Annotated in this window: 25 protein-coding genes; 15 read left to right on the top strand and 10 right to left on the bottom strand. The window is 52.4% G+C overall.

The window, feature by feature from the left end:
- Positions 1–1066: 1066 nt before the first annotated feature.
- The 7 genes from A7976_RS12220 to A7976_RS12250 all read left to right on the top strand — a co-directional run bounded on the left by A7976_RS12220 (position 1067) and on the right by A7976_RS12250 (position 7423).
- Positions 1067–2320: a DNA-primase RepB domain-containing protein gene (locus A7976_RS12220; protein ID WP_067112273.1), complete on the top strand. Its 1254-nt coding sequence runs from the start codon at positions 1067–1069 to the stop codon at positions 2318–2320.
- 373 nt (positions 2321–2693) lie between these two features.
- Positions 2694–2933 carry a hypothetical protein gene (locus tag A7976_RS12225; protein WP_067112276.1) on the top strand — a complete coding sequence of 80 codons (240 nt, stop codon included), beginning with the start codon at positions 2694–2696 and terminating at the stop codon, positions 2931–2933.
- Positions 2934–2954: 21 nt separating this feature from the next.
- Positions 2955–5219 (top strand): type IV secretion system DNA-binding domain-containing protein, encoded by a 2265-nt coding sequence (locus A7976_RS12230; protein ID WP_067112279.1) that lies wholly within the window; start codon positions 2955–2957, stop codon positions 5217–5219.
- Positions 5220–5397: 178 nt separating this feature from the next.
- Positions 5398–5787: a hypothetical protein gene (locus A7976_RS12235; RefSeq protein WP_082878119.1), complete on the top strand. Its 390-nt coding sequence runs from the start codon at positions 5398–5400 to the stop codon at positions 5785–5787.
- Position 5788: 1 nt separating this feature from the next.
- Positions 5789–6670 carry a relaxase/mobilization nuclease domain-containing protein gene (locus A7976_RS12240; RefSeq protein ID WP_067112284.1) on the top strand — a complete coding sequence of 294 codons (882 nt, stop codon included), beginning with the start codon at positions 5789–5791 and terminating at the stop codon, positions 6668–6670.
- Between the two features lie 13 nt (positions 6671–6683).
- The gene (locus tag A7976_RS12245; RefSeq protein ID WP_067112287.1) at positions 6684–7151 is read left to right on the top strand and encodes a hypothetical protein; all 468 of its coding nucleotides are present in this window, start codon (positions 6684–6686) and stop codon (positions 7149–7151) included.
- Positions 7151–7423 (top strand): hypothetical protein, encoded by a 273-nt coding sequence (locus tag A7976_RS12250; protein ID WP_067112290.1) that lies wholly within the window; start codon positions 7151–7153, stop codon positions 7421–7423. Before A7976_RS12245 ends, A7976_RS12250 begins: the two co-directional genes overlap by 1 nt.
- 373 nt (positions 7424–7796) lie before the next feature.
- On the opposite strand, the gene A7976_RS12260 is transcribed toward A7976_RS12250, so the two are convergent.
- From A7976_RS12260 to A7976_RS14975, 4 genes are all read right to left on the bottom strand, one after another.
- Positions 7797–8102 carry a hypothetical protein gene (locus A7976_RS12260; protein WP_067112294.1) on the bottom strand — a complete coding sequence of 102 codons (306 nt, stop codon included), beginning with the start codon at positions 8100–8102 and terminating at the stop codon, positions 7797–7799.
- Between the two features lie 69 nt (positions 8103–8171).
- The gene (locus tag A7976_RS12265; RefSeq protein WP_131801024.1) at positions 8172–8921 is read right to left on the bottom strand and encodes a hypothetical protein; all 750 of its coding nucleotides are present in this window, start codon (positions 8919–8921) and stop codon (positions 8172–8174) included.
- Positions 8922–8944: 23 nt separating this feature from the next.
- Positions 8945–9589, bottom strand: coding sequence for an SOS response-associated peptidase (locus A7976_RS12270; protein WP_067112300.1), 645 nt, complete (start codon positions 9587–9589; stop codon positions 8945–8947).
- A gap of 52 nt (positions 9590–9641) precedes the next feature.
- Positions 9642–9872 (bottom strand): hypothetical protein, encoded by a 231-nt coding sequence (locus tag A7976_RS14975; RefSeq protein WP_088178438.1) that lies wholly within the window; start codon positions 9870–9872, stop codon positions 9642–9644.
- A 161-nt stretch (positions 9873–10033) separates the two neighbouring features.
- Here A7976_RS14975 and A7976_RS12275 point away from each other — a divergent pair, with 161 nt between their 5' ends.
- Together A7976_RS12275 and umuC are read left to right on the top strand one after the other, a co-directional pair.
- Entirely contained in the window at positions 10034–10480 is a 447-nt protein-coding gene (locus tag A7976_RS12275) for a LexA family transcriptional regulator (protein ID WP_240483873.1), read from the top strand.
- Complete coding sequence (gene umuC, locus A7976_RS12280; protein ID WP_067112306.1) at positions 10458–11750, top strand: translesion error-prone DNA polymerase V subunit UmuC; 1293 nt, start codon at positions 10458–10460, stop codon at positions 11748–11750. Before A7976_RS12275 ends, umuC begins: the two co-directional genes overlap by 23 nt.
- Before the next feature lie 69 nt (positions 11751–11819).
- On the opposite strand, the gene A7976_RS12285 is transcribed toward umuC, so the two are convergent.
- The 5 genes from A7976_RS12285 to A7976_RS15405 form a co-directional block, all read right to left on the bottom strand.
- Positions 11820–12851 carry an RES family NAD+ phosphorylase gene (locus A7976_RS12285; protein WP_067112309.1) on the bottom strand — a complete coding sequence of 344 codons (1032 nt, stop codon included), beginning with the start codon at positions 12849–12851 and terminating at the stop codon, positions 11820–11822.
- Position 12852: 1 nt separating this feature from the next.
- Positions 12853–13803: a sce7725 family protein gene (locus A7976_RS15085; protein WP_067112313.1), complete on the bottom strand. Its 951-nt coding sequence runs from the start codon at positions 13801–13803 to the stop codon at positions 12853–12855.
- Between the two features lie 27 nt (positions 13804–13830).
- Entirely contained in the window at positions 13831–14757 is a 927-nt protein-coding gene (locus tag A7976_RS12295) for a sce7726 family protein (protein WP_082878122.1), read from the bottom strand.
- A gap of 49 nt (positions 14758–14806) precedes the next feature.
- On the bottom strand, positions 14807–15823 hold the full coding sequence (locus tag A7976_RS12300; RefSeq protein ID WP_067112317.1) for a site-specific integrase: 1017 nt from the start codon (positions 15821–15823) through the stop codon (positions 14807–14809).
- A gap of 310 nt (positions 15824–16133) precedes the next feature.
- The gene (locus A7976_RS15405; RefSeq protein ID WP_165601742.1) at positions 16134–16601 is read right to left on the bottom strand and encodes an HU family DNA-binding protein; all 468 of its coding nucleotides are present in this window, start codon (positions 16599–16601) and stop codon (positions 16134–16136) included.
- A gap of 4 nt (positions 16602–16605) precedes the next feature.
- On the opposite strand from A7976_RS15405, the gene A7976_RS12310 reads away from it, so the two are divergent.
- Together A7976_RS12310 and A7976_RS12315 are read left to right on the top strand one after the other, a co-directional pair.
- Positions 16606–17208, top strand: coding sequence for a LexA family transcriptional regulator (locus A7976_RS12310; RefSeq protein WP_067112812.1), 603 nt, complete (start codon positions 16606–16608; stop codon positions 17206–17208).
- Entirely contained in the window at positions 17205–18485 is a 1281-nt protein-coding gene (locus A7976_RS12315) for a Y-family DNA polymerase (RefSeq protein ID WP_067112325.1), read from the top strand. Before A7976_RS12310 ends, A7976_RS12315 begins: the two co-directional genes overlap by 4 nt.
- A 30-nt stretch (positions 18486–18515) precedes the next feature.
- Here A7976_RS12315 and A7976_RS12320 read toward each other — a convergent pair whose 3' ends face one another.
- Entirely contained in the window at positions 18516–18833 is a 318-nt protein-coding gene (locus tag A7976_RS12320; protein WP_067112329.1) for a hypothetical protein, read from the bottom strand.
- A gap of 168 nt (positions 18834–19001) precedes the next feature.
- Between A7976_RS12320 and A7976_RS12325 the strand changes: the two genes are divergently transcribed.
- The 4 genes from A7976_RS12325 (at position 19002) to A7976_RS12340 (ending at position 21502) form a co-directional block, all read left to right on the top strand.
- Positions 19002–19862 (top strand): A24 family peptidase, encoded by an 861-nt coding sequence (locus tag A7976_RS12325; protein WP_067112334.1) that lies wholly within the window; start codon positions 19002–19004, stop codon positions 19860–19862.
- Entirely contained in the window at positions 19859–20455 is a 597-nt protein-coding gene (gene coaE / locus A7976_RS12330) for a dephospho-CoA kinase (RefSeq protein ID WP_205633516.1), read from the top strand. The genes A7976_RS12325 and coaE overlap by 4 nt, the downstream gene beginning before the upstream one ends.
- Before the next feature lie 73 nt (positions 20456–20528).
- Positions 20529–21287 carry a cell division protein ZapD gene (gene zapD, locus A7976_RS12335; protein WP_067112337.1) on the top strand — a complete coding sequence of 253 codons (759 nt, stop codon included), beginning with the start codon at positions 20529–20531 and terminating at the stop codon, positions 21285–21287.
- Between the two features lie 38 nt (positions 21288–21325).
- Positions 21326–21502 carry a DNA gyrase inhibitor YacG gene (locus tag A7976_RS12340; RefSeq protein WP_067112340.1) on the top strand — a complete coding sequence of 59 codons (177 nt, stop codon included), beginning with the start codon at positions 21326–21328 and terminating at the stop codon, positions 21500–21502.

Here is a 21502-nt window from a genome sequence, read left to right on the forward strand (position 1 = left end):
TCAATAAAATCCATCATTTAGCAACTGAAAGCAATTTCAGGCAATTGTCACAGATTGCTTAATTCGGGACACTGGGTGTCCCCAAAATGTCCCACGGGACACTTCCATTTCGGCAATCCCTGACAAGTCAATCGCCAATCGAATAGCGGAGCGAGAAGCGGCACCAGCCGCGCCGAGTCGCAGCCCGTGCCGGCCGTGGCCGGCACACCCCCACAAGCGGCTTTCGCCGCTTGCTGAAAGACCAGAGCAAGCCTTACAACCATTGCAACCCTTACAACCATTGCAACCCTTGCAAGCGTTGTATGCCTTGCAAGGAAGCCAAAACCCGCATTCCCAAGCCATTCTCAAAAATTAAGGATCGCCGCGCGGGTTGATTTATTGGATTTATATCGAGATTAACAACCAGCGTGATATGCAACACGCAACACTTTGTCAATCCTATCCGATTGATTAATATAGTAATAATTTGACAACTTGGCGCAAGTTTGATATACTGCGGTCAATTGATGAGTGATCTGCGAAGCAGGCCCAGCGAAATGGCAGGTTGGGCTGACGTGGATGTTGTAGTCAAGGGTCGCCCGGGCGCAGAAATCCGGATCAGCGGCAACCAAGACGGCGAGGGAGTGACTCGTATGCCTGTAATCCTAACCGCACACCGTGCGACTGGAGCAGACAACGTATGAGCAGCAACCACGCATCACCTACACGCACTTTAAACAGCACCGAACTCGCAGAATTGTTCTGCTTGTCCCCCCTCTCGATCCACTCGACTCTTGTCCGCCGCCCGGACAGGCTTCCCCCACCCATCCGCGTGCCCGGTTCTAGCCGACTGCTTTGGCTTGAATCCGACGTCCTTAATTGGCTTGAATCGCATAAGTCGAAAGTGGAATCGGCTCCCCGCAAACGCGGCCGCCCGCACAAACAACCCAAGGGCATCAGCCAATAAAAAACCCGGCAGCGGTGGACGCTGGCCGGGCTGTGGTACCACTAGATTTGGCGATCTAGTATTCATAATACCACAATTCCTTGTGTCTGATGCACCGCTGCCTCCTAAACGGAGGCAGACATGAGCGAAAAAAAACTGTCCGGGCAACAGCTTTCCTGGGCTATCCGCGACTACCGCAGCGAAGACCTCACCCGGACTGAGAAGTCCGTTTTACAAAACATCGCGCTGCGCATGCAGTCTAGCGACTCAGAGCCATTCCCGAGCATACCCACCATCGCGGCTGACGCAATCATCCATCCGCGGACAGCGCAACGGCTGATCAAAACGCTTGAAGAGAAGGGGTATTTAAAAGTCACCAGGCGCTGGAATGAGGGGCGTAAAACAAACGATTCAAACCGATATCGAATCGTCTGGCCTCCTCAAAAACCCACCCCACCCCTGGTGGCATCCTGCCACCCACCTGGTGGCATGGTGCCACCCACCCCTGGTGGCATGGTGCCACCCGAAGTTGAAAAGCTTTTGAAGTTGAAAACGGAAGATGAAAAGAGCTTGTTAACCACGGCGGGGCGGTCTGAAGGGCAAACCAAACATCCGGCTACTGTTTTATCGGAGTGGCTCAAGTCCGCTGGCGCTGAAGCAATCGAAGTAGCGTCGCTATCGCGCGACGAGAGTCAGCAGCGCGCCAGCTTCAGGTCGATTACACCTGGGGATGCGCGGAGCGAGAACGACGCTCATTGCTGCATCTTCATCCGGCCGGCGCGCGGTGATGCGCAGCCCTGCATCATGCTGGACGACCTGGACGCAACCGCCGCGGCTGATGTCGCCAGCCGCTGGCGCAGCGCAATCGTGGAAACCAGTGCCGGTAACCATCAAGTGTGGGTCGCGGCAGCGCGACCGATGTCCGAGGATGAGCGAAAGCGAGTCCAGCGCATCGTTGGAGCCGGCTACGGCGCGGATAAGGGCTCTAGCAGCGGCGACCATTACGGCCGAGCACCCGGCTTTGTTAATCGCAAGCCGGAGCGCGCCGGCTTCGAAGCGCGCCTGATTCAGGCGGCAGAGCGCGGCAAGCTGCTGGATGTTGATGCAGTATTACGACAAGAACCAGCAGCACCAGCTACTCGTTATCGTCAGTCGGCAAGCGCCGTGCTCACCTTCCCGCGCCGACCAGCAAACCGCATATACGCAGGCGGCGATGCCTCCGAATCCGGCCGCGAATTCGGGTGGGTAATGGGCGCGATCGAAAACGGAATGAGCCCATCAGAAGTCGAGGCTCGACTCGCTGACCAAGCGGAAGCGCGGCGCGGGAAAGATGCTGCACGTTATGCCACTCGTACTGTGCGCGCTGCACTAAAAAAAGTGGGTGCACGAGCATGACGTTCAGCTCAGGGCTTTCGGCAAGGGGCTTTGCCCCTTGTGGACATGCCGGCCACGGCCGGCACGGACGACTTCAAGGGTCGGACTTCCCCCGGTCTGATGACCGGGTCGCGCCTCCTATTCCATCCACTCTCTCCATCGGTCATATACGGTACCCACTTAACCCTCGGAACTGCTTCCGCAGATCCTCAAATTCGGGCCGCCAGTCCTCCGGACACGCGGGGCCTGTTGCATCTATACAACACAATCGTGTATCGAGTATACGATACACGATTAAGCAATTGATTATTAATGATATTTATTGATTTTCACACCCCGAAAACATATACTTAAAACGTCTCAAAAAACTTCAAACACAACTGAAAGGGATTACATGGACGTTTCGCAGGTGACGGACAGGGCGGCGTGGGACGGCGAAGACTTTATGGAGATCCACCTCACAAAGGGCGAGATTGATGCCCTGCTCGCCGCAGGGCGAGTAGCTGGTTGCACTGATCTAAAGAGCGTGATCCTCGGCGTCCTGGATGATGCTATCGGCATCGGCTGCCGCGTGCAGCGAGCTGAAGAAGATGCCCGCCTCGAATGCGAAGCGCGAGATTTTCAAGCGGCCTAAGCCTTCCCTCAAAGGAAAAACATGGCTCAAAACACCAGCACCCCACTAATCGCCCCGACCGCTCAAGCAGTCATCGCCCGCCCCCGCGTCGGCGAGGGCATCGCCATTGGCGTGCTGGTGTTTTTTGTCGCAAGTTACTGCATTGCGTTTTTGTTAAACAAGGCACTACTGCAATTTAACCAGGGACTCGGTCTGCACCTCAACACGCACTTCGCGCTATGGCTAAAGTCGCTGGTATATGCCGTGAGCGCCGGCCGCGCTTGGCCGGAGGCCGTTCCAGGCTACTGGCACTACGCAACAGCGCTGCCCGGGCACGGCTTCGCAGTTATATATTTCACATCATTCACCTCTGCTGCCGGTGCACTCATCAGCGCGGCATGGTCCGGCTGGCATGTAGCCCAGCCCCGCGATCCTCACATCCATGTCCGAGGCCGCCAACTCCGGCGCGGCGAAGAAGCCCGTCAATACGCGCAGCGCGCATCGCGCGAGAAGTGCGCCATCAGCAAGCCCGAGCTCAAAATCCACCCCGACATCGTGCTCGCACGGCATCAGGTGATGCAGTCAGTTATGGTGATGGGCGCCCAGGGGGGCGGGAAAACGCAGATCTTGTGGCGCATCTTGCTGCCGCTAATCCAAAAAAACTGGAAAACAGTGATATTCGATCTGGCGAAAGGTGACTACACGATCTCAACACCCAACGTCCACCGCTTGTTCGCCCTCGGCGACGCGCGGTCCAGCGTGTGGGCTATCTGGCGCGACGTGCGCACCCTGGCGGATGCTGAGAGCTTCGCAAGGGGCCTTGTCATCGAATCCGCCGACCCGATGTGGTCAAACGCCGCGCGCGGCGTGGTTGTAGCCATGCTGATGCGACTCATTAACGAGCGCGGGCAGGATTGGCGCTGGCGCGACCTCGGCGAAACCACCTTCGCCAGCCTCCCCGAAATCAAGCAGTTCGCCGAACGCCACTACCCCCCGGCGGTCGCGTCGGTTTTCGACGAGGAGAGCAAGACGACGCAGTCCATCCACATCAACCTCATGGCGTACCTCGCTCCCTTATACCGCTTTTCGCTTGAGTGGGCGGACGTGCCGGAAAATTTCGCTAACGGCAAGCCGCGTACGTTCAGCTGGATCGACTGGCTGAACGACGACGACAGTGCCGACCGGAACATCATCCTGCAGTCAAATTCAAAGGACAAAACTAGCGCGACAGCTCTCATCCGCGCGATGTTGGAAGTCCAGATCGCACACATCGCGTCGCTCGAATTCAGCGAGTCAAAAACGCGCTCAATCTTCTATATGCTAGATGAGCTTCCTCAGGCAGGCAGGCTTTCAAGTCTGCCCACGATCATGGAAGTCGGACGCAGCAAAGGCTGCGCCGTGGGCCTATCGTTCCAGGACATCGCTCAAACCCGCCAGATCTACCCGCGCGGTGAAGATGACAAATGGCTGTCCTTGTTGGGCATCCGAATTTTTGCGCAAATAAAAGGCGGGGCATCGGCGAAATTCGTCATCGATCAAATCGGCAGCCGAGAGGTTGAGCGCCCGACGACCAGCGTCACCAGCAGCGGTGGCGGGTACAGCGCATCAAACAGTTACCAGCGCGCAGAGCTGCCCGTGATGACCGCCGACGAGTTGGAAAAGCTGGGACCACAGCGCGACGGGGTCAAGGCCATCGTTTTGGGGCACAGCTCCGACGTGCTGGAGCTGACCTGGCCGTATCACGATACGGTCGAATACCGAAAAGCCAAAGTTGCACGTCCCGCCGTGATACCCAACACGCCAGCACAAGTCAACGGCAGTGAAGCAAAAGCGGAGAACGTGAATATTGACCATCCGAACCTGTTCAAAAATGGTTCAGAACCGGTTATTAACCCCCTCAAATATAGCAGTTTTGAGATTGTCGAAACTCCCAAAACGCCCGCCGAGAAATCGAGTTTTGAGAATCCCGAAACCTCTGAAGCTCGCTCCAACACTGAAACCTCGCAAGTAATTGACGTTGCCGAAACTACCGATTTTTTCACGACTTTCGAGAATGCGGAAACCGAAACCGACCGGGGCGAGCAGGAAGGCGTGACAGAAACGGTCGCGGATGAGGCTGCGCAGCATGTTGTGGCTGAGGCAATTTCAGAAGCGGCTGGGGTGTCTCCTGAGGCCGTAGAAATGGGGTTTGCAATGCTGGACGAGCTATCAGGAAGTGGCAATCAGGTAGGCGTGCAGGCTGAAGTGACGATGACGCTTGCGCAGATGAGGAAGGCAAGAAAGCGGGATCGAGAGGCCGCTGAATGAAGAAAAACCTCATCAAAAAAGAATCTCCTTTGCTTTACCCAGCAAGCCATGTTTTGACCATGCGGGTTGCTACGCAACCCACCTGTTCAAAACCTCCCTTCGGTCGTGCTTGGCCCTCCGGGCACTAGAAGAGATTCCATATATTTAACGATTTTCATCATCAACGAGAGGAGCAAACATGGACACCATGCCAACGCAACCGACTCAGCCAACCCGCCGCCGTGGCGGTCGCCCGCGGCTACCAGACATCGAGCGGCGCAACATCAAAACTACAATTACGCTCAACCGACTTGAAGCTGAACAATTAATGCTAAAGTCGGAAGATGCCGGAATGGACGGAGCGAGCTACATCCGCGTCGCGGCACTGGGCAACACGATTACAGCAGTGCCTGCGATAAATCGTGAAGCCTACGTAAAACTCGCACGCTTAGCTGGCAACGTGAATCAGCTAATGCGGCACATCAACAGTAGCTCGTCTGTCGTCGTAAACGGCCAGCAGCTCGGCGCTGGACTCGAGAAGCTCCGCGCGGAAGTCCAAGCGCTTCGCGCCGCGCTGCTGGGAGCGTGACATGATTCAGAACATAGTGGTCGGATCAGGCTTTGCCGGCATTGTCCGCTACGCCCAGGAAAAGGAAGACGGTGAAACTTTAGCCAGCAACCTCGCCTCGCACGACTGGAACGGCCGTGCGGCTGAGATGGATGCGATAGCGTCGATGAATACGCGCACGCAAAAACCCGTATGCCACGTCTCACTATCCGCCTCGCCCGGCGAGCACCCCACGAACGAGCAATGGATCGCAGCTGCGAACGCCTGGAAGCGCGAAATGGGCTTTTCAGACGATCATCAATTTGTTCTGATAAAGCACAACGACCGCGACCATGATCATGCGCACCTTATCCTAAACCGCATTCATCCTGATGGCGGCAAAGCTGTCTCAATGAGCAATAACTTCGAGCGCGGCGAACAAGCCTGCCGCATCGCCGAGCGTGAAGCTGGGTTGCAGGGGTTCAATGAGTATCAAGCACAAACCTTAACCGGCACAAAGGGACGCATGGCCGAGATCCGCGCATGCATCGACCGTTCATTAGCCGGCAACCCTGGCCTAGACCTTTTTCGCTCGCGGATGCAAAAGGAAGGCTTCGACGTGATCGAAAACCGCAGCCCATCCACAGGCCGGCTCTCCGGCCTGTCTTTCCAAAGTCTGGTAGACGGCAAAACCTGGAAAGGCAGCGAAATCGGAAAAGTCTACAGCGCAGCCGGCTTAAAAAAGCGCGGCCTCGATCTGGATGGCGACCGCGAGCATCCGCTGCTGAAGAAAGACAAGCTGAAGAGCCTGAAGCCCAGCCGTCGCTCTAACGACATCCTCGGCAAGATGGGCACGCCGAAGATCTCGCTGCCCACTCCAGGCGGGTTGCTAAAAAAAGCCGCCAAGGCCGCTCTGGCACTGTAACGAAAGGACAAAAATGGAAGCTACACTCGACCCACTGGACGACCTGGCCTTAATCCAGGACATCTACAACACGACCGTCCGCATCGCCGGCATCGCCCGCGCGCCCGAGCTGATCGTCACAAATCTGCCCGGCGACCTCGCTGCTCAATACAACCAGCTGAGCCATACGATTACTACCGATCCGCGTTGGGCTATGAATGTCTCGGAAGCCGAGCTGTACGGGGCCTGCGCGCACGAACTGGCGCACGCACGCGCTGGCGTGCAGCTCAAACACGGTCCGCGATTTCAAGCCTTCGAAAACGATATCGTCGACCGCCTGCGTGCCGCCGGCATCCGGGTAAAAAAAGCCGACCCTCAAGGCGGATCAATCCCCGCCGATGACTGGAAGGGCTGGCTTAAATTGCTCGCGTGGGTTGTCCCAGCCGGCCTGGCCGTGTTGGCATTGTGCATCTCAGCGCTGGTCGCGCTGGGAGGTCGCTAATGGCGAAGAAAAGAACCCTCGAGCAGATCCTCGCTGCTGCGCGCGCGAGTCGGGAACACGCAGCATTGCAAACCGAAAATGAATCCCTCCGCTCAAGCGACATCAGGCCACCCGAACAAAAGCCGCGATCCTCACCACCGTTGCGGCTGGAGCCGGCCGACCGTGACTATCCGGTGATTGAGGAGACACTGATTTTTGTATTGCTGACACTGGCAACGATGGCGCTCAGCGTCCCCGCTTTGGCGATGTACTGGCTGGCTGGACCAATCTAACTCAGCCGTGAATGCTTAGAAACCTCACTCACTACCGTTGACAAAGTGTTACGCATTGAAAAGTAACAGAGGCACGCAGAATATAGTAAGTTGATGCAACTTACATCAAGTTGCGATTTTTCACACTTCGTAGAATTTCCAGATTGGAAAATCACTATCTAGTGTCAGCTCTCGGGCTTGCAAGTCCTACAACCTCTTTCAACTCGAAAATTGCGTCCTGACCTATCAACCTCGTTGTTCCATCCTGTCTTTTTACGCGATAGGACAGCGGTGTTTTTTTAATACATTGCACACCCTGCTCATACTCGATCTCATAGCGACCGGTTGCAAAAGCAACGTCATAAAACTTCCCGATTTCCATATATTCCCTTCATTACTGAGCACTATAGTAGTGCTTGCGAAGGTCATGAGCATGCAAGTATGCCTCTGCAGTCTCGCAGTCAGCCTCTTTTTCAATTGCAATAGCTAGGGCAAGGTCACAACCATCTTTGTAACTCTTATCTCCTCTTTGACATTGAGTCACATCGGCTCTCGCCAAATGGGCAATTACACACTTATCAACCGATTTTTTTATCAAGTATTTTTCAGGCCAAAAAATTAGGTGTAAGTCGAAAAAAATGACTCCAATAAAAACAAGCACCGCAGTTGCCACCAAGATCTTTATAAGCCTTTCGCTCATATCTCCCCCATAGCATAAACGCTTGCATTTACATTCCCGTCCGCATCCCTCTAGGTTGTGTGAACCACCCTACACTAACGATTGAAGCCATTGATTAGCGATCTTTCTAACGAAAGATTCAGCTTCCCCCTTTGTCATAGGATTCGAAGTCCTTGGAGTGTCATGATACGCATGACGAGCCCAATCTCCAGTTACAGCTGGATTATGAACTGCATCCCGGAAACGGTTGAATTCATCCCACGTGATTCCAAACTGTGCATGAAAGCTTTTTCGATTGTCAGGATGGCCTTCGGCTAACTCGTAAATCCTGTATAGGGTTTCGGATGAAAAATTCTTAGTTGCAAGCAGTTCCATCATCTTTGCAGCATTAACATTGGTATAAGCAGGTATAAGCCGAGAATGCTGACTTTCCAGGCGAGCTTGATATTCTTCTTCTTTGCGATAAGCTTTCCATTGCTCTAACTCGTTTTCAGAAAGGCCGGACGGCGGAGAAATAATTGCTTCTCCGACGGCGGATGCCGTTGCCATAGCACCAGCAGATGCCTCAGCGAAGACATGTCTTATTGGTACTTGAGATGAGTAATCGATTACTGCACCTAGAGCAAAGTCATGATCGATATTCGCTGCACCTATAAATGCATCCCGCACCAACTTAGCTTTTTCATATACTTCCGGTGCGGAACCGCAGTTTTCGATTTCAGGCGATGTAAAAGCAAGGTACTTAACACCCTCTATAAGATCGAAACCTAGCCCTTGCAGCAAATCTTCCAGATTTCTTTTTTCAAGCCCTGTACTCTCAATTTCAACTGCCCATCTCAATTGTTGATCCCCCCCAGCTAACATCATTCAGAAAAGGTCATTAGCTCCGTTGGAAACTGCCGCAGGAAAAAACGACTCTCATCGGCCGACGCCGACAGCCAAGCGTCATACTCCTCATCCTGCAGGATGACCACCATCCGCTTTTCGTCGTCCGGCTTGTGGAAATTCCGCATGAACGGGTGATCATCAGCATTCACGGTCAGCATGGTGTAGCTACGCAGGATCTCGCCATCTGGCTGTTTCCAGCCCGTCCAAAGTCCGGCAATTCCCATAGGCTTGCCATCCGCTCGAATAATTCTGGTCGGCACCGCTTTCCCGCTACGCCAGTCCGGCTCAAATATCGCTTCGGCAGGAATGATGCAATGCCGCCCCAATCGCCACGCATCGCGATAGCTAGGTTTCTCGTGCACAGTTTCCGACCTGGCGTTGTATGTTTTTCGCGCGATCTTCGTATCCTTCGCCCAATGAGGGATAAGCCCAAAGGATCCCGCCATCAACTCGCGGAATGGCACTGCTTCGTCACCAACGTCGACATTCTCGTGCTTGCGGATAAAAGGCCCGATGTAACCAGGCCACAATCTCGGCTTAAGATCGGCTGGCGGGGGCTCAACGCCGAAATGCTGGCGCAGAGTGGCTGCGTTCAGGACGGGATCGTAATTCGAGCACATATCAATTTCCTAAACTCTCGATCTCTCCACCACTCCCTCATGCTCATGGTTACTATAGCTTTACATCATCCACAAAAACTACAGTTGAGCTCTGATCATTGGGAATAACGATGCGCACGGCTTTTCCAGATTCTGTTTTAATTTTAATGGTTATGCTTTTGGGCGGAGGACGTATATCGTCACCGAGAAAATTGGTGACAAACAACTGGCAGGCTTCACCCTTTTCATGCATTGGATAAAGATCACCATTTACCAGTGACGCATATACTTCAAGGTTGCTCATCATCATCCTCTTTTAAAATTTTGACCCTATAGTAATTACCGGCCTTTACGGGCGCAACAATCACTTCGGCTAATAAGCTAATTTGGTTGCAGCTCAACCCTGCTAAAGCGTAAACTTGATTTTTGTAACATTAATCAAACCACGCATCACAGGTTCTCCAATTGGCTGCTATCTCACCCCTTACGCATTGTGCGATCAACGCTCCAAGCGTCCTCCTTCGGCCCCTTTACAGCGGCAAAGTAATCGCCGGGCAGTCCCGATTCCCTTCACCAGCCCAAGACTACGAACTGGCTGAGTTGGACCTAAACCAACGGCTAATTGCCAATCCCCCGGCCACCTTCTTCATGCAAGTTACCGGCGACTCCATGACAGGGGTAGGCATCTATCCCGGCTCGATGTTGGTAGTAGATAAATCGAAAACTCCCAAATCCAACAGCATCGTAGTGGCCCTCGTCGATGGCGAACTGATGGTTAAGCGTCTCTACAAGCGCGGAAGTATCATAAAGCTGCTCTCTGAGAACGATGCCTACCCTCCCATCGTGTTTTCCGAAGGTCAAGAACTGATAGTTTGGGGTGTCGTGACCTATGTCATTAGCCCCGCCTCTTAAACGTGTCTTTGCGCTTGCCGACGCCAACAGTTTCTACGCCTCTGCCGAGAAAGTGTTTCGACCTGAGCTGGAAGGCCAACCGATTGTCGTACTCTCCAATAACGATGGTTGTGTGATCGCCCAAAGCAAGGAAGCCAAAGCCAACCTCGACATTCACATGGCGCGCCCCTGGTTCGAACTGGAAGCGGAAGCCAGAAAGATCGGCGTAATCGTGTTCTCTTCGAATTATGAGCTGTATGCCAACATGAGCAATCGTTTCATGGCGACACTGCGCCAGTTCGCGCCCCAGCAAGAGGTCTATTCCATCGATGAATCCTTCCTCGAAATGACCGGCATGAATGTAAACCTCAGCGAGTACGGCCAGGAGATCAAGGACACGGTGAAGCGCTGGACCGGATTGCCAATTTGCGTCGGGTTCGGCCACAGCAAGACCCTGGCAAAGCTCGCTAATCATTGCGCCAAGAAGCAACCTGTTTGGAATGGCGTTTGCGACCTCACCTCGTTCTCGGAAGCCGAACTGAACCCCATTCTGGAGAAGCTGCCAGTCTCGACCGTGTGGGGTGTTGGAAGGCGGCTAGAGGTCAAGCTCAACAAGCTGGGTGTTCATGACGTGCTGCGGCTGAAACGGGCCGACCCCAAGCGCATCCGGGACGGGTTCGGCGTGCTGCTGGAGCGGATCATCAAGGAGTTGAACGGCGAGCCTTGGCTAGAGATGGATGAGATGCTGCCGGAAGCCAAGCAGGTGATGTCATCACGCTCGTTTGGAGCGCGAGTGACACATCTTGAAGATCTTCAGCAAGCGATCAGCTTCCATGCGGGGAATGCGGCAGAGCGTATGCGGAAGCAAGGCTTGTATGCGAATGCCGTATATGTGTTCATTCAGAACAGTCCCTTTGACCAAGCCGAGTTTTACGGCAATAGCCAAACGGTCGCATTGCCATCCCCAACCGATTGCACATTACAGATCAACAAGGCGGCAATGTGGCTGCTCAAGCAAATCTACAAACCCGGGGTCTATTATCAGAAGGCCGGGGTCATGCTGATGGAGCTAGTGCCGGAAGGCGGAAAGCAGACTGACCTGTTCGGCTATTCAATCAATAGCGGTAAAAAGGATCAGCTGATGACAACAATGGATCGCATCAATAAGAAATATTCCAGGGGAATGATCAAGCTAGCGTCGGAAGGGATTGAAAAAGCTTGGGTTATGCGCCGGGGCTTCAAGAGTCCCAACTATACGGGGGATTGGAAGCAATTGCCTAAGGTGAGATGACGTTCACGCAGAGCATGGAGGGTAGCTATTAGCTAAAAGTAACACTCATGCAATCAGACCATCTATTACTTAATCCACTACCCTTTTTATAGAAGAGTAGTGCAAAGCTTCAATTCGATGCGAACTTACACCAATGGGCTTAATTTTATGCTCTCCAAACAAGGCAAAATTCACACCCGATCCGACTGAGCTTTGGAACTTCACGCCATCATAGCCAGACTTTTTGATCAGTTCACAAAGATATTGAGTCGGAAGATATTCCAACTCTGCCACATCTGGTGTTATGGGCTTTGATAGTACCTCCCCCAGATGACAAAGAAATTCAACGTCATATCTCAGTTGCAATAAGTAATCCTCATCACCTTGCTGATATGCGACGATCAGTGGAGAAATCATACTTCGAGGATTAATTAGATTTACTACTTTTAAACCTTCAACAACTTTGAATTTCCCAACACTCACGTGGTTACCTGGGTGAGGTCTAGTTTCCGCAATTGCCGTGTCTAAGTTAGATGCCCCATAGAAACACGGTATGCCAATCGGATTAGCACGCCCACTTTTTGCCAATTTTGGAGGAGGCATACCCATTTCATTTTTCTTGAAAGGCTGATCGTATTCAATACGAGCTCTAAATACATGGCTAGTGAGTAATTCTTCAAGATGCTGGAAAAGTAGAGGCAAGTATTCTTTATCAGGTTGGCTATCTGGGAAAAACCGGAACTCGCTTACCAATTCTTCACAAAAATTTATCCACTTTTCCTTTGGAGTGATTTGAGCTAACGCAATGGGGTTATAGTATTTACCGACGATTGCAGGATCATCAATAATCTGCGACAGAAGCTGTGCAGACTGCAGTCGATCCCGACCTTTAAAAATTTCCCAATCATCAGAAAGACAGTCAATTATTGACTTTCCGCCCCCGTCAGGAACCTCCTCATAAATACTACACAGGAACTCAAATTCATTTTCCAGTAACTGAGGCGAAATTAGCGCAACTTCTACTGAACCACAAAAATCACAGTTAGCCGTTTTGATACTAAAAGTAGTTATCCAATCAGCAATATATTTGTCATTTCCAAAACAATTAGCACAGCAATCCACACTATGCCTCTTTATTTAGAACATGCGCCATTAACTCCAGATGATGTTGCATTGATAATTTTTTCATGTAACCCAGCCCTGGAAAGTGTTGTTCCTCATAGAACTGAAGATACTCGTTTACGGCATTACTTTTGTATACAAGAGAATCATCAGACGTTACATCGTCATATAACTTCTGCAATGCTTGCAAACATTTACCGCCTGGGTTTTTTGGAGTATCTACATCCTTAGAAACATAATGCTTAATAGCAATCGAATTATCAGCTTCAGGATCTACATAGGTAAGATGAATCGCAATTGCATAAGCCGGCCCACCTCCTTCACTAAATTCACTGCCCACCATCAGAAAATCGCCGAAGCCTTGGCAACCTAACTCATCGTAGGTTAGATATAACTCAGAAAATGGTTCGCTTGCTGGATGCTCTCGATTCTTTCGATTGATAAATCCATCTTCAATCAGTACCCTTTTATGACTACCGAAGTGTTTGCGGTAAAGCCTCGAATTCTGCTTTTCAATAAAGATGTGCTCTTGAATTTTTAAACTCTTTTCAGCAATCAATTCGGATAATTTCTGACCTTCTGAAAATCCGTTATGAATAATACTGATCGGTCTATCAAATTGATCGAGTATTTGGCTTGCTTGATCAAATGTGTTTTCTGAAGATAAGTGAATGCCGACAGAAAAATTTGCATAATCACCAATATGGCCTTCAATAATTTGTTGAACAAGGCTAGATGCATCGTTTTTTTGAAATTCGCCCACATAAGGATTAGCGATCAAAACAAAATTACAGTTGTTCTCGCATAATTCATCTAGTGCACGTTTTAGGACAGAGAAATTTTTCTTAACAGGCTCAATTACTGGCGTAAAGCCCCATTCGGCAATTTTGGGGGCCATTTCACGAAGCATTAGCAGTTCAAATTGTTTACCGCGTACATATGGGTAATACACATCGCCCCCTTTATTTTTAGTTGAGCGTCAACCGAATGCAACTGAGATATTATTTTTTAACAAGTCGAGAAACTTATGATTTTCTGACTTCGAAAGTTTAAGCGATAAGTATGCTGCTTTGAGACTACTCGGCACTTCATGAATAAACTCAGATACTTTAAAAGCACCTTGACGCTTTTTAATAGCTCTTACCATCTCAGCATGCGCGATTTCAGGGTCGATCTTTGAGAAATAAGACTTTGCTATTTCGTATATTTGGGTATTTGGCACGTCTTGCAAATCCACAGCGAGAATTTCTTCAATAATTTGTAGATATTCTTTCCGATGTAGTGAGTCGAATATCACTGAGGAATGTACATTTTTAACATTACTTATGGGCTCTCTATAGGGTGTTTTTTTGAATTTATACCCAGTCTTTGCTAGCACCATAATGCCAATTGTTTGGTCAACTCTACTCTCAACAGCTTGATATAGGTTCTCTGTAGTTATTACAGTGATCAAATCAAAAACTTTTTTATATGCGGAAAGTTGACGTTCCAACCTATCAAAGTTATCCATCTCAGATTTAATTTCATAAACATGAGATGTGCCATTAAGAACTACGACATCCGCTTTGCAGCAATCCACTCCAAATTCAGTCTGCATGAATGCTGTATTCAAATTGTGCTTTCCAAGTAGCACTTTCTCAGCGATCGCGTTTTTGTATATATATTCATGGCGATATTCTTTATTTAACTGCATGAATAGCGCGTCATAAAAATCAGCTACGGTAGTTTCAGGGGTAAATCTTTCATTGAGGTTGTATTGATGGAATATTCGACCAGCAATTTTAGAGTGACCTTGTTTCGCCAACTCAGTCAGAACACTGTATGAGAAAAATCGAGCAAATGCTGCCCCTACCGTTGATTCGGAACCAAAAAAACTTGATTGATCTAGCCTTTCCATTTCGCCCATGAAATTACTTTATAATAAATCTATAATCCAATGAATAATAAATATAATATCAACCAAGTTTTTTTGCCAGATCCTCAGCTTTCGGATGATAGTATCGTTTCAACATCCGTAAATCGCGATGACCTGTGACAGCACTTAACTCTAGTACATTTGATAGCTTCATGCTGATCCTGCTGGCCGCCTCATGCCGTAAGTCATGGAAATGGAAATCTTCGATACCAGCACGCACGCATGCACGCTCAAAGCCCTTTTTAAGCGCATTAGGGCTGATAGGGAAGACTACCCCACCAATTGACCTTGGCAACGCTTTTAAAACTGCTACAGCTCGCTTGGAGAGGGGTACATTTCGGGCATCACCATTTTTCGTATCGGAAAGATGTGCAACGGCCCGTTTCAAATCGATATGTTTCCACTCAAGCGAGAGCAACTCTCCGCGCCGCATCGCCGTTTCCAGAGCAAGCTCAACAACAGGCTTTAGCCAAGGATTCCTAGCGCCCTTCTCAAATGTCCCATCCTCCCGCCTTGGCGCCTCTTCCAAAGCATCAAGCAACCGCTTCTCTTCGTCGCCTTCCAGCCTTCGCTCCCGCGCCTTACCTTTTGGCGGCCGACGAATAAGAACAACAGGATTTTCGATATGCATGCCCCATTCTTTGCGGGCCTGATTCACTATAGAAGAGATAACGTCAATCTCGCGATTAACTGTAGAACCGGTAACTTCAAGCAACCTGGCATCACGCCACTCTGCGAGTGCCACACCGCTGAGAGCGGTCATCTTGAGTTTTGAGATTTTTGTCTTGAGGAGGTTATCAATAATAACCTCCTCGATTTTCTGGGACTTCTTAGAAGGGGTAATTTCTTTACGGTAGCGCTTCAGGACTTGTCCAAATGTACTCTTGTCAGCTTCGCTTCGATCCAGAAATACGCCACGGTCCATTTCGCGCTCAACGTCGCGCGCCCAAATCTCCGCGTCGGCTTTGAGATCGAATGTTCGGCTTTGTGGCGGATACCCTTTGCGCCGAATCTTAGCCTGCCACTGATAATCGCCGCGCTTTGTGATTGTAGCCAAGCTGAGTCTCCGCTGTCCCGAATTTGTCCCAATAAATGATACTGGACAGCTAGAACGGCGTCAAATATGGCTTTTGTTTCTCGTTCGGGACGTAGAGGCCGGAGGTTCGAATCCTCTCACCCCGACCAGAATTTCTTTTCCCCACGCTGCAACAAACAACAATCTGATACGGATTCGGCGCCGATTTCGGCCAACTGAAAAGCTGAAGTGAGCAGGTCGGACATGTGCACATCCGACCTTGCTCAAACGCAACCCCTACCCATTCTCCGTTGGATAAGGGACAGGAGCCGGGAGGCTCCCTGAGCGTCAATTAGTTGACTGCGTCCTTCAGTGCCTTGCCGGCGGTGAAAGCCGGGGACTTGCGGGCAGCAATCTTGATTTCTTTACCAGTTTGCGGGTTACGGCCGGTACGTGCAGCGCGTTGGTTCACCTTGAAAGTGCCGAAGCCGATCAGAGCGACGCTGTCGCCTTTCTTCAGGGCGCTGGTAACGGCATTGGTGAAAGCGTTCACAGCCTTGCCTGCATCTGCCTTGCTGATGTTGGCTTCGCTGGCAATGGCATCAATAAGTTCTGTCTTGTTCATGCGGTTCTCCGTGTTAATGTTGAGGTGCTCACTACAGGAATCAAGCCTGCAGGCTCCGAACTGTATCGCCTGTTGCGCCGCTTGGCAATCGGTTGCGCATGAAAAATCGTGATGCCAGGCGGTTTGCAGCACATATTCCTTGCATGCGCATCCATTTGCACGTAGATTGATTTCCGTTACAGAAATCAAGATCATTCTTATGGAAAACGATAGCAGCAAACGCGGCGGCCCACGTCCCGGCGCCGGTCGCAAACCGGGCGGCGGCCTCTACGGGGAGCCGACGACTGTCCTGCGTGTGCCAACCAGCCAGGCCGGGCCTATTCGCGACTTCCTCTCTGCGCTCAACCGGAAACGCCAGCGCGACGCACAGGACAATGTGCTCGAATTGGCGGAATTCGTTCCCGACTGTCGGAAGATATCCCTGCCGCTTTACACATCCAAGGTAGCGGCCGGCTTTCCCTCACCGGCAGACGATCACGTCGAACGACGTCTGAACCCCAGCGACTATCTGGTGGACAATGATAGCGCGACCTTTTTCGTGCGCGTCAAAGGCGATTCGATGATAGACGCCGGAATTTTCGAGGATGACGTACTGGTCATCGACCGCTCTCGCGTGCCGCAGATCGGAGATATCGTGCTGGCAGTGCTGGACGGGGAATTTACCGTCAAGACGCTGGGCAAAAGCAAAAGCGGCGCGCGCCTGCTTCCGGCCAACAAACATTATCCTGTCATTGAAGTGAAAGAAGGCCAATCTTTCGAGGTCTGGGGGGTCGTCACCGGCTCGATGCGCAAGTTCAAATGACGCAGCACGCAATTGCACTTGTCGACGTCAACAATTTCTACGTCAGTTGCGAGCGCGTGTTCAATCCACGGCTGGAAGGCCGTCCGGTCGTGGTGCTCTCGAACAACGACGGCTGTGCGATATCGCGGAGCGAGGAAGCCAAAGCCATCGGGGTGCGCATGGCACAGCCATGGTTTCAACTGCGCGACCTGGCATCGCAACACGGCATCGTCGCCCAATCCTCGAATTACGCGCTCTACGCAGATATGAGCAACCGCGTAATGACCATACTCGCCGGACTCGGCCGCGATCAGGAAATCTACTCCATCGATGAATGCTTTCTCGACCTCTCCGGAATGCGCAGTGCGGAACTGGATCATCATGCGCGACATATACGGTACACGATACGCCAGTGGACCGGCCTGCCGACGTGTGTCGGGATAGGCTCCACCAAGACGCTGGCCAAACTTGCCAATCACATCGCCAAGAAAAATCCGGAACTGCACGGGGTTTGCAATCTGAATGCCATGACGGCAGAAGAACGAGAAGGCTGGTTTGACCGCCTGGCCGTGGGCGAAGCCTGGGGCGTAGGGCCGCGCCTGGCGTCCCGGCTCGGAACACTAGGCATTACGACCGTGCGTGGACTGCAACAGGCCGACGCCGCGCTGCTGCTGCGCGAGCACTTCAGCGTAACGCTGCAGAAAACCGTACGTGAACTGAACGGCATTCGCTGCCTGGAGCTGGAAGACACCAGCGAGCCGCGAAAACAGATCGTTTCCTCGCGCTCGTTCGGGTATTACGTGACCGATCTCAAGCAGTTGCGCGAAGCGGTTACACAATACACCGCACGCGCGGCAGAAAAGTTGCGCCGGCAAGGGTCGGTCGCCGGCATGCTATCGGTCTATATCCACAACAGTCCGCACAACACCAGGGAAATACACCATGCTTCCGGCCTGACCGTAGCGCTGCAGCAGCCAACCGGCGACACCTTGAGACTCGTCAACGCGGCGCTTCATGGCCTGGAATGCATTTATCAGCCGGGGATCAGTTATCAGAAGGCCGGGATCGTACTCTTCGACATTGCGCCGAAAGTGTTGCAACAAGGCGATTTGTTTGCCAGCGGCGATGGTCGGCGCGAGAGCCTGATGGCCGCTATCGACAAGATCAACGCACGTATGGGAAGCGCGACCTTGCGGTCAGCGGGTGAAGGGATAGAGAAGCTCTGGAAAATGCGGTCCGGCAATAAAAGTCCGGCCTATACGACACGCTGGAACGAAGTAATACGGGTGAACGCCTGACACGCATCAGGCGTTTTTTCGTTGATCGCCTTAATTGAGCAGGACTTTTTCGCCGCTCTCGGCGTTGTAGTATTGCAGGCGGGCAAAACCGGAGGCGAACGTCAGATGCCCGTCGTACAAGGTCCGGTCGCCCACGCCCACGGTTGCATAACCGGTGCGATACAGCACGACCTGCGCCTCTTCGGCATCGCGACGGAAAGAATAGACGTCGCACAGCTCGGTCTCTTCCTCATCCGACAACAACCAGCCGGACTTGCCCGTCAATTCTCGCAGCCACGACGGAAGATCGACCTCGGCATGGCAGACGATCGAATAATCAAAGTCGGAAACTACGGATGGTTCGAGCATGGTTTGTTACCTCACACTGACTGCTTAATCTGTTATCGACTAAATGGCGCCGAATTTTAATATTTCAAGTCGGGGCCAATGCAAGCCATCCTCCACCCACCGCCTTGCCAAGCCCCAACAAGGGTGGGATGATGCCCCATCCAAAAATCACGCATAGAGCATGCCAACATGCCAGAAATTATCGAGTTACTGTCCCGGCAGCCTGCCCTGTTTATAACGGTTGCGACGCTATTTGGTTTACTGGTCGGCAGCTTCCTTAATGTCGTTATTCATCGCCTGCCGAAGATGATGGAGCAGGAATGGCTTCGAAACTGTGCCGAGCTACGCAACGAAGAGATTGCAGACAGCCCATCCTATAACCTGGTGGCGCCCCGCTCTGCCTGTCCGAGCTGTGGGCATCAGATTCGCGCCTGGGAAAATATTCCGGTAGTCAGCTACCTGGCACTGGGCGGAAAATGTTCCGGCTGCAAGACCCGCATCAGTCCGCGTTATCCGTTGATAGAGGCCGCGACCGGCCTGCTGACGGGGCTGATCGCCTGGCATTTCGGATTCGGGGTCACGGCACTGACGGCCATGCTATTCGCTTTCGGCTTGATCGCGCTGACCTTTATCGATTTCGATACCCACCTGTTGCCGGATGACATTACCTTGCCACTGATGTGGCTGGGCCTGCTGCTGAACATCAACGGCACCTTCACCGACCTCCAGTCGGCGGTGATAGGAGCGATGGCAGGCTATCTCTCGCTCTGGTCGATATATTGGCTGTTCAAGCTGGTCACCGGCAAGGAAGGCATGGGGTATGGCGATTTCAAACTGCTGGCGGCCATCGGCGCTTGGTTCGGCTGGCAGTTGTTGCCGGCAGTCATACTGCTTTCCTCGCTGGTCGGCTCCGCCATCGGCATCGGTCTCATCGTGCTGGCGCGCCACGGCCGCAACGTGCCTATCCCGTTCGGCCCATACCTTGCGCTGGGCGGGATCGCCGCGTTGTTCTGGGGTTCCCGGATGGCCAATCTTTATCTGCCCCAATGATGGTCGTCGGATTGACCGGAGGCATCGGCAGCGGCAAGAGCGAGGCGGCCCGGCTATTCAGCGATCTGGGTGCGCCGGTGGCAGACACCGATGCCATCGCTCATGCGCTTACCGCGCCCGATCAGCCGGCGCTGCAGGAAATCGCAAAATCTTTCGGCAAGGATGCGTTGTACCCCGACGGTTCGCTGAATCGCGCCTATCTGCGTCAAAGGATTTTTTCCGATGCCGACGCCAAGCGCATGCTGGAAGGCATTCTTCATCCCTTGATCCGCGAAGAAGTCGCCAATATCCTCGCCCGCAACGCATCCGCGCCTTATCAGATCATTATGGTGCCGTTACTTTTCGAGACCGGAGCCTATGCCGGCCTGATCGACCGCAGCTTGCTCATCGACTGCGAAGAATCCCTGCAAATCGCCCGTGCCATGGCGCGCAGCCAGCTTGCCGAGGCGGAAGTGCGCGCCATCATGGCCACACAATGCTCGCGTACTCAACGCCTGGAAATGGCGGATGACATCATCGTTAACAACGGAACGCTCGCCGACCTGGAAAAGCAGGTCCGGGAAAAACACGAAAAATACATTAGACTTGCATAGTTAGATAATCAATTTCATAATCCACGCAAATTGTTATTACCTACCAACGCTACGATCAAATCCATCAAACTCAGTGGCCAGCTACGACTACCCATTTAATGAACGTGTCCGCACGCTGCTGCGACTTGAGGATTTGTTCACCAAGATCTTCCATTACCTCGAAGGCGACCACGAGCTCAATCACCATTGCGCGCTGATCAGCATCTTCCAGGTGCTGGACGTTATCGACCGCGCCGAACTGAAAAACGATCTGCTGCAGGAACTGGACCGCCAGAAGATCGTCATGGAAAACCTGCGCGGCAATCCGGCCATCGCCGAACAAATCCTGGATGAGGTCGTTAGCGAAATCGAACAGACGACGCATGCCCTGCGCACCACTCCGGGCAAGATCGGCCAGGTGTTGCGCGACAACGAATGGCTAATGGGCATCAAGCAGCGCGCCGTGATTCCGGGCGGCGTGTGCGAATTCGACGTGCCGTCCTATCATTACTGGCTCGGCCTTTCCAGCGAGCGGCGCAAGCAGGACCTGGAAAGCTGGCTGGTATACCTGACGCCGCTTTACGATTCCCTGCGCATCATCCTGCACATTCTGCGCGGCAGCGGCGTGCCGACCCAGCTGGTCGCGCAGCAAGGCACGTTCCAGCAGATGCTGGGCGGTGCAAAGCCAGCGCAGATGCTGCGCATCACGGTCGCCGACGACCTGCCCTGCTTTCCCGAAGTCAGCGCCAACAAATACGCGATCAATATCCGCTTCAACGCGCTCGAAGGCATACTGAAACCGCGGCAATGCGAGCGCGACGTCGTCTTCGAACTAACGCTGTGCAATCTGTGACTAACTCAGCGTTACCGCACTAATCGTCTGGAACCATCATGGTCACTCTGGTCACTTGCCCCACCTGCGGCGAACAGTCCGCATACACCCCCGACAACCCTTACCGCCCGTTCTGTTCCGAACGCTGCAAACTGATTGACCTCGGGCAATGGGCTACCGAAAGCTACCGTATTCCCCAGACCGGGATACCGGAAACACCCGAGGATGAGCAATAG

The organism is Methylobacillus sp. MM3, from assembly GCF_001645185.1.
GTDB lineage: Bacteria > Pseudomonadota > Gammaproteobacteria > Burkholderiales > Methylophilaceae > MM2.